Origin of the sequence: Pseudomonas sp. Leaf129 (assembly GCF_001423465.1) — a bacterium.
In the GTDB taxonomy this organism is placed as follows: domain Bacteria; phylum Pseudomonadota; class Gammaproteobacteria; order Pseudomonadales; family Pseudomonadaceae; genus Aquipseudomonas; species Aquipseudomonas coleopterorum.
This window is the reverse complement of the sequence record NZ_LMOC01000001.1, coordinates 1363393-1379627: the sequence shown is the minus strand read 5'-3', so window position 1 is coordinate 1379627 and position 16235 is coordinate 1363393. Positions and strand designations below refer to the sequence as shown.

Annotated in this window: 13 protein-coding genes and 1 pseudogene; 8 read left to right on the top strand and 6 right to left on the bottom strand. The window is 61.7% G+C overall.

Features of this window, described 5'->3' with window-relative positions:
• Positions 1-34: 34 nt before the first annotated feature.
• Together ASF66_RS06000 and ASF66_RS05995 are read right to left on the bottom strand one after the other, a co-directional pair.
• Entirely contained in the window at positions 35-1297 is a 1263-nt protein-coding gene (locus ASF66_RS06000; protein WP_056843121.1) for an OmpP1/FadL family transporter, read from the bottom strand.
• A gap of 428 nt (positions 1298-1725) precedes the next feature.
• Positions 1726-1947: a hypothetical protein gene (locus ASF66_RS05995; RefSeq protein ID WP_049859078.1), complete on the bottom strand. Its 222-nt coding sequence runs from the start codon at positions 1945-1947 to the stop codon at positions 1726-1728.
• Positions 1948-2732: 785 nt separating this feature from the next.
• Here ASF66_RS05995 and ASF66_RS23180 point away from each other — a divergent pair.
• From ASF66_RS23180 to ASF66_RS05965, 7 genes and pseudogenes are all read left to right on the top strand, one after another.
• Positions 2733-3509 (top strand): annotated as a pseudogene (locus ASF66_RS23180) (PAS domain-containing protein); the annotation flags it as partial.
• Positions 3489-4040 (top strand): methyl-accepting chemotaxis protein, encoded by a 552-nt coding sequence (locus ASF66_RS23175; protein WP_269083344.1) that lies wholly within the window; start codon positions 3489-3491, stop codon positions 4038-4040. The pseudogene ASF66_RS23180 and the gene ASF66_RS23175, both read left to right, overlap by 21 nt.
• Before the next feature lie 69 nt (positions 4041-4109).
• Positions 4110-4616, top strand: a complete 507-nt coding sequence (gene msrA, locus ASF66_RS05985; protein ID WP_056843119.1) for a peptide-methionine (S)-S-oxide reductase MsrA — start codon at positions 4110-4112, stop codon at positions 4614-4616.
• Positions 4617-5023: 407 nt separating this feature from the next.
• Positions 5024-7240, top strand: coding sequence for a TonB-dependent siderophore receptor (locus ASF66_RS05980; protein WP_056843118.1), 2217 nt, complete (start codon positions 5024-5026; stop codon positions 7238-7240).
• Positions 7241-7486: 246 nt separating this feature from the next.
• Positions 7487-9826, top strand: a complete 2340-nt coding sequence (locus ASF66_RS05975) for a TonB-dependent siderophore receptor (protein ID WP_056843117.1) — start codon at positions 7487-7489, stop codon at positions 9824-9826.
• A gap of 84 nt (positions 9827-9910) precedes the next feature.
• Positions 9911-10666, top strand: coding sequence for a precorrin-6A synthase (deacetylating) (cobF, locus tag ASF66_RS05970; RefSeq protein WP_056843116.1), 756 nt, complete (start codon positions 9911-9913; stop codon positions 10664-10666).
• Between the two features lie 124 nt (positions 10667-10790).
• Complete coding sequence (locus ASF66_RS05965; protein WP_056843115.1) at positions 10791-12851, top strand: hybrid sensor histidine kinase/response regulator; 2061 nt, start codon at positions 10791-10793, stop codon at positions 12849-12851.
• Positions 12852-12911: 60 nt separating this feature from the next.
• Here ASF66_RS05965 and ASF66_RS22455 read toward each other — a convergent pair whose 3' ends face one another.
• The 4 genes from ASF66_RS22455 to ASF66_RS05950 all read right to left on the bottom strand — a co-directional run bounded on the left by ASF66_RS22455 (position 12912) and on the right by ASF66_RS05950 (position 15389).
• Complete coding sequence (locus ASF66_RS22455) at positions 12912-13055, bottom strand: hypothetical protein (protein WP_156463138.1); 144 nt, start codon at positions 13053-13055, stop codon at positions 12912-12914.
• Positions 13056-13231: 176 nt separating this feature from the next.
• Positions 13232-14170: a class I SAM-dependent methyltransferase gene (locus ASF66_RS05960; RefSeq protein ID WP_056843114.1), complete on the bottom strand. Its 939-nt coding sequence runs from the start codon at positions 14168-14170 to the stop codon at positions 13232-13234.
• Between the two features lie 37 nt (positions 14171-14207).
• Positions 14208-15095, bottom strand: a complete 888-nt coding sequence (yghX, locus tag ASF66_RS05955; protein ID WP_056843113.1) for a YghX family hydrolase — start codon at positions 15093-15095, stop codon at positions 14208-14210.
• A gap of 84 nt (positions 15096-15179) precedes the next feature.
• Positions 15180-15389 carry a DUF6434 domain-containing protein gene (locus tag ASF66_RS05950; protein WP_043188013.1) on the bottom strand — a complete coding sequence of 70 codons (210 nt, stop codon included), beginning with the start codon at positions 15387-15389 and terminating at the stop codon, positions 15180-15182.
• A gap of 164 nt (positions 15390-15553) precedes the next feature.
• On the opposite strand from ASF66_RS05950, the gene ASF66_RS05945 reads away from it, so the two are divergent.
• Positions 15554-16210, top strand: coding sequence for an alpha/beta family hydrolase (locus ASF66_RS05945; protein ID WP_056843112.1), 657 nt, complete (start codon positions 15554-15556; stop codon positions 16208-16210).
• Positions 16211-16235: the final 25 nt, after the last annotated feature.

The following is a 16235-nucleotide window of genomic DNA, read 5'->3' as shown; positions in this document are numbered from 1 at the left end:
GAACGTGTCGGGGCTTTTGCTGTGAACCGATCGGTCAGAAGCGATAGGTCACGGAAGTGCCGAAGCCATGTGCGCTGTTCTCGTACTTGGCCTGGTAGGCACCCTTGGTGGCGCTGACCAGATTGATCTTCGTGTCTTCTTCCTTCAGGTAGGAATAGGCGAAGTCGAAGGTCAGGTCGTCGGTCGGGCTCCATCCAGCACCAAAGCTGAGAATGGCGCGGTCACCCGTCGGGATGCGTGGCGAGCGGTTGGTGTTGTTGGTCGGCGACTGGTCGACCGAGAATCCTGTGCGCAACGTCCACTGCTTGTTCAGCTTGTAGGCGGCGCCCACGGCATGGGACCAGGTGTCATGCCAGTTCTGCTCCTCGGTGATGGTGCCGATCGAGGGACGCAGCAGCGCAGGCACGCCGTCGTTCTCGACCGAAATTTCCTTCAAGCGGCTCCAGCGGGTCCAGGTGCTGCCTGCGTACAGGGTCCAGTCCTGGTTGAGCTCGTGGGTGACCGAGAAGTCCACCGACTCAGGCGTGTCGATGTCCAGCGAGGCGTCGTACTTGCTGCCGTTGAACGGCCCGAAACCCGAACCCTCGACCTTGGTATGGCCATCGAGCTTGTACTTGACCTTGGAGTGGTAGGTCAGGCCCAGGCGGGTGTCGTCAGTGGCCTGCACGAGCACGCCGACGTTGAAGCCCACGGCGGTGTCGTCGCCCTTGATCTTGACTTCACCGTCGTTGCGGCCGGGTGTGGCACGGTTCAGCGTGGCCGATGTCAGCTCGCCTTCGAGGCGGTTGATGGTCGGGCCGAAGCCGATCGAAACGCGGTCGTTGAAGGCATAGCTGATGGTGGGCTGCAGGGTGACGACGGCCACATGGCTCTTGTCAGCCCAGTACCGGCCAGCGAACCCGCTTTCATAGTCGGTGACCAGGCCGAACGGGGCGTAGAGGCCCAAACCGACCGTCCAGTTGTCATCCAGCGGCTTGACGTAGTAGCCCATCGGAACGCCAACGAACGGCACCATGTCGCCGTCGTTGCTGCCGCCGAAGGTCCCGCGCCCGCTGAGGTCGGTCTTGGCGACGATGGCTGCGGCGCCGACGCTGACCTGTTCACGTTTGATACGCGACATGCCGGCCGGGTTGCCATAGACGGTGCTGGCGTCTTCGGCGGACGACGAGCGCCCGGCGAAGCCGGTGCCCATGCCGCTGATGCTTTGTTCGTTGAGGGCAAAGCCGGCAGCGAAGAGTTGGCCGGATGCCAGAGTGACAGCGAGGCCGAGAGTGGTCTTGAGCATTAGTCTTTTCATTGTTTTAACTCTAGGGGGGCACTGAGGCGCAAGCTACCAACATTTTGATCGCAACGCTATAGCCTGAAACACTCCGGCTAGAGCGGTTTTGTAGGACAATCCGACCAGATTTCGTAAGTGTTCAAATACATTCTGGATGCCGTCTGTACCCATGGTGCCCGTGCTGCGGGCACGAACGGGCTTCTGGCAGGTCAGGTCGAGCCGTCTAGACCGGTCACTTGGGGTTGTACTGAGGGAAAAAGAACTGACGTCAGAATTACGCCGTACCCGACCTTAAATTCCAGAAAGGGTTCAATACAAGACAGCTGTGCGGTAACTTGCGTTTACAGTTGGTCGTCACAAATGGCCGCAATGCCATGCGTCGAAGGTCAAATCGCAGGCAAGAAAAAGCCCCGGATGTCGGGGCTTTTCGTGCGTCGCCGCAGCGATCAGGCAACCAGTGCCTGACGCGTGCGTTCGATCACGGCCTGCAGCGGTTCTGCACTGGAATACTGTTCCGGGTACAGACGCTCGCTGTGACGGGCAATGCCGTGCTCGTTGACGATGGTGAAGCTGAAGCAGCCTTTGCGCGCAGCCATGATCAGGCAGTTCATCGGAGCGAAGGCGTGGGTGAGGGTGCGGATAGCATCCTGGGTCTGGATATGAGTCATGTTGTTGTGTGTTCCTGCAATGGTCACGACTTGGAGCCGTGATCGATAAAAACGTTCCAGTGACGCGGGCCTTTTGGCCGGGCGAAGAACCTGTCTGGAACAAGACAGCCAGTGAACAGCGCCGCTTTGATATGGCTGTTGGACTGACTGGTAGGTACTTAGGAGGGCAGGCAACATTCCGGGCTGAGGTTCATGGCCCTGGAAGCAGATCCTGATCAATCGTAGGTTGGTCGGGGCAGAGTAATTCGCTTGATGCCGGACTTGTTCGCAAGTCGGGGGGCGTTACCTGGAGACCATCATGTTGGTCGATCCCGTGTGAACAGGGTGGTCGACCTGAATTGACTTTCAGCTTGGTACTAACGGGTCGAAGACTATCGCAGCCGGCGCAGAGTACGCAAGCTCTTTTGCAAAAAAATGCACTATGGCACCGATGCAGATGCAAACGAAGCGTTGAGGGCCGCCTGTGTACGAAGATGTGTCTACAGGGCCTGCCAATCGCTCATGGATCATGGCTACTCGTTATCAGTCGCTTAAGTCAATGAAAAAAAACGTCTTTTCGAGTTGGTGAAAAAATCGACAGTTTGACTTCAGGCCCCATTCCATACGGGTTTGCGAGGGGCGGGGGGGTGTTGTCCACTGACTTATCCACAGCTTCTGTGGATTGTCCCGACGGCCCGCTCTAGCTCGGGATCAGCTCGCCCTGAAGCAACAACATTTGCCGTGAACGCCTAAACCCTGGCGAGATACCGCCGATAACGTGCACATGACCCTGATGCCGGTGCCCTATGTTCAACAATAAACTCAAACAGCAACTCAGCGCCCAGGCCGACGAATTGGTGGAGCTGCGCCAACTGGTCGCCGGCATGACGAATGAAATGCTCAGCCTCGACATCGATACGTCGCTGCGCATCATCGCCTGCAATGAATTGTTCGCCACCACCCTGGGCTATACCGAGGCGCAGCTGGTGGGCCGGTTGATGACCGAGCTGGTTCCCAGCTACGTGACCAAGCTGCCTTGCTACAGCAACTTCCGCTCGGCGGTAGCAGCGGGTACGTCGGTGTCCGACAACTATCGCTACCTCAAGGCCGATGGCAGCCTGGTCTGGATCAACGCCCACTGGAAACCGATCAGAAACGCGGCGGGTGTGCTCATGCACATCAAGTGCTTTGCAACCGATGTCACCCAGAGCATGGAGAAGGCCGCGGAAAACGCCTCGTTCATCGACGCCTTGCTGCGCTCCACGGCGGTGATCGAATTCGATCTGAAAGGCAACGTGCTGTCGGCCAACGATCAGTTCATGCGCGGCATGGGCTATAACCTGGCGCAGGTGCAAGGCAAACACCATCGCATGTTCTGTCACAGCGAGGATACCAACTCCCCGAGCTACGGCGAGTTCTGGGCGAGCCTAAACCGCGGCGAGTTCATGGCCGGACGCTTCAAGCGCCTGGACAGCATGGGTCGCACCATCTGGCTGGAAGCGACCTACAACCCGGTCTACGACACCGAGGGCAAGCTCTACAAGGTGGTCAAATTTGCCACCGTGGTCACCGATCAGGTCGAGCGCGAGGCCGAAGTCAACCAGGCGGCGCAGACCGCCTACGATATCTCGCGCAGTACCGACACCAGCGCACAGCGGGGCGCGGTGGTGGTGACCGATACGGTGCAGACCATGCGCAAGATCGCCGACGACATGCAGTCGGCGGCAAGCGGTGTGGAGGCGCTGGGCAAGCAGTCGCTGCTGATCAGCTCGATCATCCAGACCATCAGCAGCATCGCGCAGCAGACCAACCTGCTGGCCTTGAACGCTGCCATCGAAGCGGCCCGTGCCGGCGAGCAGGGACGTGGGTTTGCCGTGGTGGCCGATGAGGTCCGGCAGTTGGCGGGGCGCACCAGCACCGCCACCGACGAGATCGCCGCAGTGGTGCAACAGAATCAGGCGCTGGTCGATGGCACGGTACGCGACATGGCCAACAGCAGGCTGCAGGCCGAGCAGGGCGTACAACTGGCCGGACAGGCCGGTGATGTGATCGTCGAAATCCAGGATGGGGCAAAAAAGGTGGTGGAGGCGGTCGCTCGTTTCACTAACCTCTGACGGCCTGTACGGCGCCTTCGCAACGGTTGTATTAGAATGGGCGACGTTCATTCAGCGAAGGTAATCGATATGACAGTCCAGACCGAAACCGCTCTGCTGGCGGGTGGCTGCTTCTGGGGCATGCAGGACCTGATTCGTCGTTATCCAGGCGTCCTGAAGACGCGGGTCGGGTACAGCGGGGGCGATGTGCCCAACGCCACCTACCGCAACCATGGCACTCACGCTGAAGCCATCGAGATCGTTTTCGATCCCAGCGTGATCAGCTACCGCCAGATCCTCGAGTTTTTCTTCCAGATCCATGACCCGTCCACTGCCAACCGCCAAGGCAACGATGTGGGCCTGAGCTACCGTTCGGCAATCTTCTACACCAGTGAAGAACAGCAGCGTGTGGCGCTGGAGACCATCGCCGATGTCGACGCCTCGGATCTGTGGCCCGGCAAGGTCGTGACCGAACTGGCGCCGGCGGGTGAGTTCTGGGAAGCCGAGCCCGAGCATCAGGACTACCTGGAGCGTATTCCCAACGGCTACACCTGTCATTTCATACGGCCGAACTGGAAGCTTCCTGCGCGCGGCTGAGCGCTACACCTCAGAAGTTAGAAACATCCAGACATAATTCCCCGACCTTGGTGCGTGCCAGGGCGGGGCGTTTGCTGTCGCAAGTCCCCTTGATTTTCTCTCCTCCCACCACAACCCGCCCCCGCTGTGCCTTTCAGGCTATGTGTCTGCGATCGCTCTACCGATTCCCACACCTGCGTCCACTGCAAGCGCGAGTCAAAGGCTTCAAACGATCGCGTATGTCAAGCGCGAATACCTGTCAGGCGTGATTAATTATCGTTTACATATTTTTTACATTTGCATAGCCTTGCCGCGCTTCCGCATTCAACGCGGTTTCGCACACAAGTTTGCGAGGTTTCCTGCAGCCCGCATTCGAGTTTTCGCCCGGGGGGGGCGGACCGCCTTGTGTGGATTCCTGAGGTCATGCCATGAATCAATTTCCGTTGCGCCCGATTGCGCTCTGCATTTCTTTGTCCATCGCCGGCCTGGCCCACGCTGCTCCGATGCCTGAAGGTTCATCGGCACAACCTGTGGGCGGGGCGTCGACAGACACAGTGTCCAGTGGCGCAGCGATCGAGCTGGGCGCGACAGCCGTGTCTGCCACCACCAGTTCCATTGCCGGCATGAGCACCACTGAGCACTCCGGTTCCTACACCACGGGCAGCATGAGCACCGCGACCAAGCTGCCGCTGTCGATCCGTGAAACGCCCCAGTCGGTCAGCGTCATCACGCGCCAACGCATGGATGACCAGGGCATGAATGACCTCAATGATGTGGTCAAGTACGCGCCGGGTATCACGTTGCGCAAGTTCGGCGGCGATCGTCAGGCGTTCCAGGCGCGCGGTTTCTCCATCGACAACATCATGTACGACGGTCTGCCAACCAGCATTGGCCAGTTCACTCTGGATACCATCGCGGGGGCAGACCTGGCCCTGTATGACCGGGTCGAAGTGGTGCGCGGCGCCACCGGCCTGATGACCGGGGCTGGTAGCCCTTCGGCGACCCTGAACCTGGTGCGCAAGCGTCCCACTGCTACGCCTCAGGTCAGCATCACCACCAGCGCTGGTACATGGGATCGCTACCGAACTCAGGTGGATGCGTCGAACCGGCTCAACGCATCCGGCACCCTGCGTGGCCGCGTTGTGGCTGCCTACGAAGACGGCAACAGCTACATCGATGAGCGCGAGAAGCAGCGTCAGACGTTCTATGGGGTCTTCGAGGCCGACCTGAGCGATGCCACGACCTGGACCCTGGGCGCTTCCAAGCAGCGTGACGATGCGACTTCGGACTGGGGCAGTCTGCCGTCCGGTCCGAATGGCGAAGACCTGCACCTGTCTCGCTCCACGTTCCTGAGCAACGACTGGGCGTATTGGGATCGGGACAACGTCAGCGTATTCACCGACGTCACCCATCGCTTCGACAACGGTTGGACGGCCAAGGCTGCCGCTGCGAAGATCTGGGCGGAGTCCAACACCTTTTCCAGCTACCTGACGGCACCACGCAATGGCGTCTACGGGCAGGCTACGGGTGCCTACGACACCACCGACGTGCAGACCAATGTGGATGCTTCCCTGGCTGGCCCCTTCCAACTCTTCGGCCGGGAGCATCAATTGACCGTCGGTGCGAGCCGCCGTCAGGAGAAGTTCGACCAGACCGGTGGCTACTGGAACAACTCCACGCCCATCGACATCTACAATTTCGATCCCGGCGTCATTGCCAAGCCGTCGCGCACTCGCAGCGACTATCGCCTCTATGAAAGCAAGAACACGGCGACGGAAAAGGGCATCTACGCCGCGGCGCGCTTCAACCCTCTGGACCCGCTGCATATCATCGTCGGTAGCCGGGTCAGTTGGTACGACTACGATAACCGCTCGGCGATTGGCGACTACAAGGTCACTCAGGAAGTCACCCCCTACGCCGGTGTGATCTATGACCTGAACGACACCTACTCGGTCTACGCCAGCTATACCGAGATCTTCAAGCCGCAGACGCAACAGGATGTCGGTGGCTCGGTGTTGGACCCGATGACCGGTGAAAGCTACGAAATCGGTATCAAGGGTGAGTACTTCGACGGCGGCCTGAATGCGTCGGTGGCCGCGTTCGACATGACTCAGCAGAACCGTGCCTACGCGATTGCCGATCAGCCGGCCAGCTGTCGGGCGACCAACCGCACCTGTTACGAGGCGGCTGGAGAGGTACGCAGTCGCGGGCTTGACACCGAGATCAGTGGCGCCTTCTTGCCCAACTGGCAATTTTCGGCGGCCTACACCCTCGTACTCAGCCAGTACGTGAAAGACCGCACGTATGAGAAAGGCAATCTGTTTGCCCCGAACCAGCCCAAGCATCTGTTCAAGGCTGCGACGACCTATGAGTTCGAAGGCGCACTGGACAAGCTCCGTATCGGCGCCGATGTGCTCGCGCAAAGCGCTACCTATGGCCGTGTGGGTACCGGGCATGCCGAACAGGACGCCTATGCGGTCTTGGGTCTGATGGCCGGTTACCGCTTCGACGAACACTGGGACGCTCGGGTGAACTTCAACAACGTGCTGGATGAAAGGTATTGGCAGGGCATCCCCACGGCCACGGGCAGTGGCACTTATGGCGACCCGCGCAACGTCATGCTCTCATTGAAATGGTCGCTCTGAGACGGTGATCAATCGGGCAGGCGTGCAATGCGCCTGCTTTGTTCAAGCCGTGCAGACATTCACGGCTGCATTCGGTTCCCAAACGACATAAATAATCATTTACAAAAATTTCACATTTAATTACCGTGTGCCGCGACCGCAGCCGAGCGGTCATGTCCGCAAGTTCGCCGCCGTGCCATGCCGCGGCGAGTCGCTGCCCAGGATGGGCGGGCCGCCTTGCGATCCATTCCTAGGGCATCGATATCCATGACTCATTTCCCTCAGCGCTCACTTGCGCTATGCGTTTCGCTGTTCATCGTCGGCCTGGCACAGGCGGCGCCGGTTGCCATCAATCTACCTGCGCAGCCGCTGGGCGACTCCCTGCAAACCCTTGGCCGAGCCAGTGGCCTGCAGGTGGTCTACGAGCCGGCTGCCGTAACGGGCAAGACGGCTCCGCAGGTGGCGGGCCAGATGGAGCCAGGCGTGGCGCTGCAGCGCTTGCTGGCGGGCAGTGGGTTGGTGGGCAGTGTGCAGGGCAATGTGGTCAGCGTGACTGCTCCAACGGCCGCTTCGGCCGGTGCCGTGGAGCTCGGCGCAACCGCAGTCTCGGCGCAGGGCAATGCTCTGGAAGGGATCGCGACGACCGAGGGTACCGGTTCCTACACCACCGGCAGCATGAACACTGCGACCAAGCTGCCGCTGTCGATTCGCGAAACACCGCAGTCGGTCACGGTCGTCACGCGTCAACGCATGGACGATCAGAACATGACCGACCTCAACGACGTGGTGAAGAACACCACAGGTGTGATCGTGCAGTCCTATGGTCCGGAACGAGTCAGCTACGTGGCGCGGGGTTTCAGCGTCGACAATCTGATGTATGACGGTCTGCCGACCGATGTGTCCACCTACACCCAGGACGTGGTGACCGGCGCCGATTCGGCGATGTTCGATCGCGTGGAAGTGGTCCGTGGCGCGACCGGCTTGATGCAAGGCGCGGGCAACCCGGCGGCGGCCATCAACATGGTGCGCAAGAAGCCCACCGCAGATCTGCAGGCCAGCGTCACCGCGAGCGCCGGTACCTGGGACCGCTACCGGACCGAAGTCGATGTGTCCGGCCCGCTGAACCAGCAGGGCAGTGTGCGAGGACGTCTGGTCAGCGCCTACCAGGATGGCAATAGCTTCCAGGATTACGTCGAGCGCGAACGCGGTGTTTTCTACGGAGTGCTCGAAGCTGACGTGACCGATGCGACCATGCTGACACTGGGCGCCTCTCATCAGGATGACAACAAGGCCAACAACTGGACGGGCCTGCCGCTCAGCGCCGCCGGCACCGATCTGCACCTGTCGCGCTCGACCTACGTCGGCCCCAAGTGGGCCTATTGGGATACCGACAACACCCAGGCGTTCGCCAACCTGCAGCACGCCTTCGATAACGGCTGGAAGATCAACCTGGCGATGAACAAGATGTGGGCGCGCATCCACATGCTCGGCGCCTACAGCTATTACAGCGGTGATGAACTCTCGTTCGGTGGCGGCAATTATATCTATACCGACGACCACAGCTCCTATGACCTCTACGCCTCAGGACCTTTCCAGCTGTTCGGGCGCGAGCATGAACTGGTGGTGGGCACCGGTTACCGTGAAGAGTTGTTCGACGGTCACGGCGGCTATGGCGATGTCACCGAGCAGAAGCCCAACTATGATCTGCAAGGCTGGACGCTCAAGACCGACAACTCTCAAGTGGGCACTTACGTGACCACTCGCTGGAACCTGGCGGACGATCTCAAGCTGATCCTGGGTGGACGTCTGGACTGGTACGACGCCGACATCGAAAGCACCGGCGGCGCCAAGAGCGACTACAAGGTTACCCGTCATGTGACCCGCTACGCGGGGCTGGTCTACGACATCGACGATACCTACTCGGTGTACACCAGTTTCACCGACATCTTCAAACCGCAGAGTGCACTGGATGCAGGCGGATCGGTCATCGCGCCCATCGTTGGCAAGAACTACGAGATCGGTGTGAAGGGCGCGTACCTGGACGGCCGACTCAATGCCGGTGCGGCGCTGTTCCTGGTCAATCAGGAAAACCGCGCGACCAACGATCTGAGCGGCCCCAGCCCTTGCCCCAGCGCGCCGACGTCCATCTACTGTTCACGTGCCTCGGGTGAAGTGCAAAGCAAGGGTATCGACCTGGACGTCAGTGGTGCGATCACCGACAACTGGAATGCCAGTGCCGGTTACACCTACACCCACGTGATCTACAAGAAGGACGACGTCAACCAAGGCAACCGCTTCTCGCCGGAAATGCCTCGGCACCTGCTCAAGCTCAACACCACCTATCGCCTGCCGCAGTTCGAGAAGTGGCGAGTGGGCGGTACGTTGACGGCGCAGACCGAAACCCATCCCGAGGGCTATTCGAACTTCGAGCAGGACAGCTATGCGCTGGTCGACCTGATGGTGGGCTACAAGGTCAGCGAAAATGTGGATACCCGCATAAACTTCAACAATGTCTTTGACCGCAGCTATTACAGCGGTGTGGGCTTTGGCAGTTTGAATTACGGCGATCCGCGCAATGCGGTCTTCACCGTGAAGTGGACGCTGTAAGGCGCGACTCACTTGGGTAGTGGCGGTGCGTGCGGCGTCGTCACTGCCCTGGCGCTTCAGGGCTTTGTCCTTTATGGAGCTGCTGTGAAAACACTCCTCATCATCGGCATCGGTGCCGGTCATCCCGAACACATCACCGTCCAGGCCGCCCGTGCGCTGGCGCGAGTCAATGTGTTCTTCCTGTTGGACAAGGGCGAGCACAAGGGCAAGCTCAATGCCCTGCGTCGCGACATTCTGGAACGTCACACAGCGCCTGGCGCGTATCGAGTGGTCGAGGTGCTTCAGCCCAAGCGTCCGGCCGGCTCGGATTATCGGGCGTCGGTGGATGTTCTGAACACGCGCAAGCGCGCGGTCTTCGAGCAACTGCTGGACGACGAAGTGGCCGATGGCGAGTGCGCCGGGGTGCTGGTGTGGGGCGATCCGTCGCTGTACGACAGTACATTGCGCATCGTCGATGCGATTGCTGCCGACGGGGCGCGGGCGCTGGACTATGAAGTGTTTCCAGGCGTGACCAGCGTTCAGGCGCTGACGGCGGCGCACCGGATCACTCTCAACAGCATTGCCGGCGCGGTGCAGATCACCACAGGGCGGCGTCTGGCGGGGGGGATGCCCGATGGGATCGATACGGTGGTGGTGATGCTCGATGCGAAGGACGGCTTCCTGGCCTTGCTCGGGCAGGATCTGGACATCTATTGGGGCGCTTATGTGGGAACCGAGGATGAAGTGCTGCTGAGCGGACGGCTCGATGACATGGCCGACACCATCGTTCAGGCGCGGCAGGAGGCGCGGCATCGGCATGGGTGGATCATGGACAGTTATCTGCTCAGGCGGCGTACCTGACAACTCCGCGGCGCAGCCGGACGCGGCTCGCGCCGCTGCTACGGGGATTTTGCGTTGCTCAGGCTTGTATTACCCCTACGGCAAGGTCACCATCAGCGCACCCTGCGTTCCGCTGTGAGCCGATATGCCGACCCAGCCTCCCGAACACCCTCGCAATCCCTGCGCGCCTGACGAGCCGAATGCTCCCGATACGGCCGAGCGCTTGCAGCTGGCCCTCGACACCGGGGCGATCGTGGGCACCTGGGTGTGGGATGTCGCAGCCGACCACTTCAGTGCCGACGACCGCTTCGCCCGAACCTTCGGCCTGTCCGCCAAGGTCTGCGCACAGGGCCTGCCACTGGAAGAGGCCATGGCCAGCGTTCACCCGCAGGATCGGCCCCGGGTCGAGGCGGCCGTGTTCGAGACGCTCGGCAACGGCGGTCATTACCGCTGCGAGTATCGAGTGCTGCAAAGCGATGGCAGCTATCGCTGGATCGAAGCCAACGGCCATGTGGAATTCGACGCAGCCGGCCGGCCGCAGCGCTTTCCCGGTGTTCTGCTGGACATTCAGAAGCGCCGCGCCGCCGAGGCGGAACGCGATCGCATGACCCACCTGCTGCGTACCTTCACCGCTGCCGTGCCGGGTGTGGTCTACGCCAAGGATCGCCAGGGGCGGATGCTGGTGGCCAACCGCGGCACCAGCGAACTCATCGGCAAACCGCCCGAGCAGTACATCGGCCGCACCGACCTGGAGTTTCTGGAAGACAAGGTCCAGGCCAGGGTGATCATGGAGACCGACCGGCGCATCATGGAAGGCCGCCACACCCAGGAAGTGGAAGAAGAAGTGCGCCTTCCCGACGGCACGGCGGCGACCTGGCTGTCGCTCAAGACGCCCCTGGTGGACGAGGACGGCGAAGTCATCGGTTTGATCGGCTCGTCCATCGACGTCACGGCACGCAAGAAGGCCGAGGCTGCCGTCATGGAGCTGAACCAGACCCTCGAAGAGCGCGTGCGCATCGCCATCGCCGAACGGGAAAAGGCCGAGGCGGCCCTGCATCAGGCGCAGAAGATGGAGGCTGTGGGCCAACTGACCGGCGGCATCGCCCACGACTTCAACAATCTGTTGGCGGGCCTGTCCGGAAGCCTGGAGTTGATGCACATGCGCCTCAAGCAGGGGCGTATGGATGATCTGGAACGCTACCTGAACGTGGCCCAGGGCGCGGTCAAGCGCGCCGCGTCGCTGACCCATCGCCTGCTGGCGTTCTCCCGTCGCCAGACTCTGGCGCCGGTACCGACCGACGTCAACGCGCTGATTAGTGGCCTGGAAGAGTTGGTGCGGCGTTCGGTTGGACCGGCCATCGAAGTGAGTGTGCGCGATACCCCCGCGTTATGGACCGCCCTGATCGATCCGACGCAGCTGGAAAACGCGTTGCTCAACCTGTGCATCAACGCTCGCGACGCCATGCCTGCGGGTGGCCGCATCACCATCGAAACCGCGAACCAGTGGTTGCCCTACAGTGACGAATACAATCACGAGGTGCAGGCTGGCGAGTACCTGGCGCTGCACGTCACCGACAACGGCTCGGGGATGACCGACGAAGTGATGGCCAAGGTGTTCGAGCCGTTCTTCACCACCAAACCGGTCGGCGAGGGCACCGGCCTTGGCTTGTCCATGATCTACGGATTCGCCCGGCAATCCGGCGGACTGGTGAAGATCCAGTCGCGGCCGGGCCACGGCACTACGGTCAGCCTGTACCTGCCCAGGCATTGTGCTGGCATGGATGTCGCCCCCGTCGATGCGGGTCATGCGTCCATCGACACGGGCGGTGCCGGCGAGACGGTGCTGGTGGTCGACGACGAGGCATCGGTGCGCGACGCCGTGGCCGAGTTGCTGGAAAGTCTGGGCTATGTGGTCCTGCAGGCCGCAGACAGCGCTCAGGGGCGCGACCTGCTGCAGTCGACGGTGCGCATCGATCTGCTCGTGACGGACGTGGGCCTGCCGGGCGGCCTGAATGGCCGGCAGATGGCAGAGCTGGGGCGGGTGACTCGACCCGGACTGCCTGTACTGTACATCACCGGCTATGCGCAGAACCTGACACTGGACAAGTGCCATCTGCAGCCGTGCACCGAGGTGCTGACCAAGCCGTTTGCGCTGGAAGCGCTGAGCGAGCGGGTGCGCACCCTGATCACCCAGCGTCAGCCTTGAAACCGGTTCTGCAGACATTAAAAAGCCCCGCCATGGCGGGGCTGCACACTACCGGCAGGCTCATCGGGTCAATCTGGCATTCAGGATCGCGTCGCGCACCAGCGGACGGCAGGCTTCGACAAAAGCGATCAACTGACTGGCCGGGATCGAGCCCAATGCACTGACAGGGGTGTGGCGGATGGTGTTATATTCCTGCGCTGACATGGCGGATACCTCTCAAGGGTTTCATTCGATGTGTCACCCGAGCCGCCGGGACTCTCACCTCCCGGTGGCTCTCTTTTACTTGGTTCGCCAGGCACGCAAAAGCGTTCAATATTTAAGATGGTCAGTCGCCGTACGGTATGTTAGGCCCTCGCAGATCTTCCCTTCGCCATATCAATTCAACGCTGCACGAACACCAGCGCCTTGAGGCCACTGGCCGGATCGATGTCGGCAAACTCCGGCGGATTGTCCAGACGTCGTTCCAGACGCAGGCCCGGCGCCTCGCGACGCAATTCCTCGACGAGAAACTCCGGGCCCAGCGCCGGATCGTTCATGCAGGCCAGTACCACACCTGATTCGCTGAGCAGTTCCGGTAGGCGACGCAGCACCCGCTGGTAATCCTTGGTCAGCAGAAAGCTGCCTTTCTGAAACGACGGCGGGTCGATGATGACCATGTCGTACGGGCCGTCCCTGCAGACTCGCGCCCAGGACTTGAACAGATCGTGCCCCAGGAAACTGACCTTGCCCAGGTCGTGACCATTGAGGTGATGGTTCTCACGTCCCCGGCTCAGTGCGGCGCGCGACATGTCCAGGTTCACCACATGGGCGGCGCCACCGGCGATCGCGGCCACGGAGAATCCACAGGTGTAGGCGAACAGGTTGAGCACCCGTCGGCCCTGGGCGTTCTCCCGTACCCAGTTGCGGCCGTAGCGCATGTCCAGGAACAGCCCGTTGTTCTGCTTGCGCCCCAGGTCAATGCGGTACTGCAGGCCATTTTCGGTCAGGATCGCCTGTTCTTGCGCCTCGCCCACAAGCCATTGCACGTCGCTGGTGGGTAGGTAGCGGTATTGCAGGGCAAGGCTGCGCGCGCCGCTGCTGGCCCACTCCGGCGAGTCGCCCAGTTGAACCAGTAGATGTTGCAAGGCGGTCAGTTGCTCGGGCGGCGGCTCCTTGAACAGCGACACCAGCACGATGCCCTGCAGCCAATCGACCGTCAGTTGCTCAAGCCCTGGCCAGCGCCGTCCGCGGCCGTGAAACAGCCGGCGGGTTTCCAGCGGTGGCTGAGTGAGGGCCTGAAGCAGGTGTTGGTGCAAGGTGGCAAGGGCGTCGGCGTTCATGGTTCAAATCACGGCTGCAAAGGGCCGGCATTCTACGTCAGCTCAGGTACTTTTCGAACCAGCCCAGAGTACGCTCCCAGGCCAGGTCGGCTGCGGCCTTGTCGTAGCGAGGGGTGGAATCGTTGTGAAAGCCATGGTTGGCGCCGGGGTAGATGTATGCCTCGTAGGTCTTGCCGGCGGCCTTGAGCGCCGCTTCGTAGGCCGGCCAGCCCTCGTTGATGCGTGTGTCCAGCTCGCCGAAATGCAGGAGCAGGGGTGCCTTGATCTTCGGCACATCCTTGGCATCGGCCTGGCGACCATAGAAGGGCACCGCGCAGGCCAGCTCCGGATAGGCCACCGCCGCGGCATTGGAGACGCCACCGCCATAGCAGAAGCCGGTCATGCCGACCTTGCCGGTGCTGCCCTCATGCTGCATCAGCCATGGAATTGCGGCGAAGAAGTCGTTCATCAACTTGGTCGGGTCGACTTTCTCCTGCAAGGCTCGGCCCTTGTCGTCGTTGCCGGGGTAGCCGCCGACCGAGCTCAGCCCGTCGGGCGCCAGCGCCATGTAGCCAGCCTTGGCGACCCGTCGCGCGACGTCTTCGATATAGGGGTTCAGGCCACGGTTTTCGTGCACCACCACCACGCCGGGGACCTTGCCGGTCGCCTGGGCCGGCCGCACCAGATAGCCACGCACCTGGCCGTGACCGTTCGGCGACGGGTAGGTGACGTACTCGGCAATGATCTGCGGGTCGGTGAATTCCACCTGCTGGGCCAGCGCGTAATTAGGGCTCAGGCTGGCCAGCAATGCGCCCGCGGTCAGCCCACCGAAAGTGAACAACGCGGCGCGGTCGAGAAACTCGCGGCGGTTGATCTTGCCGTGAGCGTAGAAGTCGTACAGCTCGAGCAGCTCGGGGGAGAAGTCTTTGGCACTGAGGCGATCCATCGGGTACTCCTGTCGCAGGACAGTGGACGGTAAGGGTTGCACTCATTAAAGCAGCGTTTTGCCACCCGGCCACCGCTTCATGCGTCAGCGCCGATGCATCAGCTTCCAGTGATCTGCGACCTGGCCCATGGTCTTGGCCTCGCCACTCTTGAGCCAGGCCATGAAGGCGCGGTCGAAATGAAAGCTGGGGCCGCAGGCCTCGGTGAGGAAGCGCCGCACGTTCTGCGTGTTGCGATAGCCTCGGTCCAACGGGGTGTAACGAGTGATGGGCGCGCTGTGCCAGTCGAAGTTCATGAGTCGCTATCCTTGGCGAAAAAGGTTGGGAAGGCGTGCCTGGATGATGGCACTGCACACGACGGCCTAGTGTAGCGCCATCCTGCATCGGGCACTGTTCCTGCGCCGCGTTTTGCCTCAGAGTCCGTAAATCGCCAATAGTGCCAAACGTCGACGGAAAGATCATGAGCGAAGACCAGTGGACCCAACGCATGCAAGACAACGGCTGGCTGTGGAATCCCGCCCAGACCGGCGCCCAGGCGCCTTGCCTGATCCTGGCGCACGGTGCCGGAGCGCCCATGGACAGCCCGTTCATGAACGCCATGGCCGAGCGTCTGGCGGCCACCGGTGTCAGCGTGGTGCGCTTCGAGTTTCCCTACATGGCCCAGCGCCGCAGTGGCGGCAGCAAACGTCCGCCCAGCCCGCAGGCGAGCCTGCTGGAGAGCTGGCGGCAGGCCTACGCCCTGGTGCGTCCCCTGGTGACCGGAACCCTGGCGGTGGGCGGCAAGTCCATGGGCGGACGCATGGCCAGCCTGCTGGCCGACGAATTGGGCGCCGATGCGCTGGTGTGCCTGGGGTATCCGTTCTACCCGGCGGGCAAACCGGAGAAACCGCGCGTCGAGCACCTGGCCCAGCTGCGCACGCCGACCCTGATCATTCAGGGCGAACGCGATGCACTGGGCAACTGCGAGACGGTGGCGGGCTATGAACTGTCGGAAGAGATCGAAGTGTACTGGCTGAGCGCGGCCGACCACGATCTGAAGCCGTTGAAGGCCTCGGGGTTCAGCCACGACCAGCATCTGCAGACCGCTGCCGACCGGATCGTGGCTTTTCTGTCCTGATCTGCAGGCTGGACGCGGGCTGCCG

Coding starts and splice junctions, on each gene's coding strand:
- ASF66_RS06000 (WP_056843121.1), bottom strand. CDS start 1,297: ATGAAAAGACTAATGCTCAAGACCACTCTCGGCCTCGCTGTCACTCTG.
- ASF66_RS05995 (WP_049859078.1), bottom strand. CDS start 1,947: ATGACTCATATCCAGACCCAGGATGCTATCCGCACCCTCACCCACGCC.
- msrA (WP_056843119.1), top strand. CDS start 4,110: ATGACAGTCCAGACCGAAACCGCTCTGCTGGCGGGTGGCTGCTTCTGG.
- ASF66_RS05980 (WP_056843118.1), top strand. CDS start 5,024: ATGAATCAATTTCCGTTGCGCCCGATTGCGCTCTGCATTTCTTTGTCC.
- ASF66_RS05975 (WP_056843117.1), top strand. CDS start 7,487: ATGACTCATTTCCCTCAGCGCTCACTTGCGCTATGCGTTTCGCTGTTC.
- ASF66_RS05965 (WP_056843115.1), top strand. CDS start 10,791: ATGCCGACCCAGCCTCCCGAACACCCTCGCAATCCCTGCGCGCCTGAC.
- ASF66_RS22455 (WP_156463138.1), bottom strand. CDS start 13,055: ATGTCAGCGCAGGAATATAACACCATCCGCCACACCCCTGTCAGTGCA.
- ASF66_RS05960 (WP_056843114.1), bottom strand. CDS start 14,170: ATGAACGCCGACGCCCTTGCCACCTTGCACCAACACCTGCTTCAGGCC.
- yghX (WP_056843113.1), bottom strand. CDS start 15,095: ATGGATCGCCTCAGTGCCAAAGACTTCTCCCCCGAGCTGCTCGAGCTG.
- ASF66_RS05950 (WP_043188013.1), bottom strand. CDS start 15,389: ATGAACTTCGACTGGCACAGCGCGCCCATCACTCGTTACACCCCGTTG.
- ASF66_RS05945 (WP_056843112.1), top strand. CDS start 15,554: ATGAGCGAAGACCAGTGGACCCAACGCATGCAAGACAACGGCTGGCTG.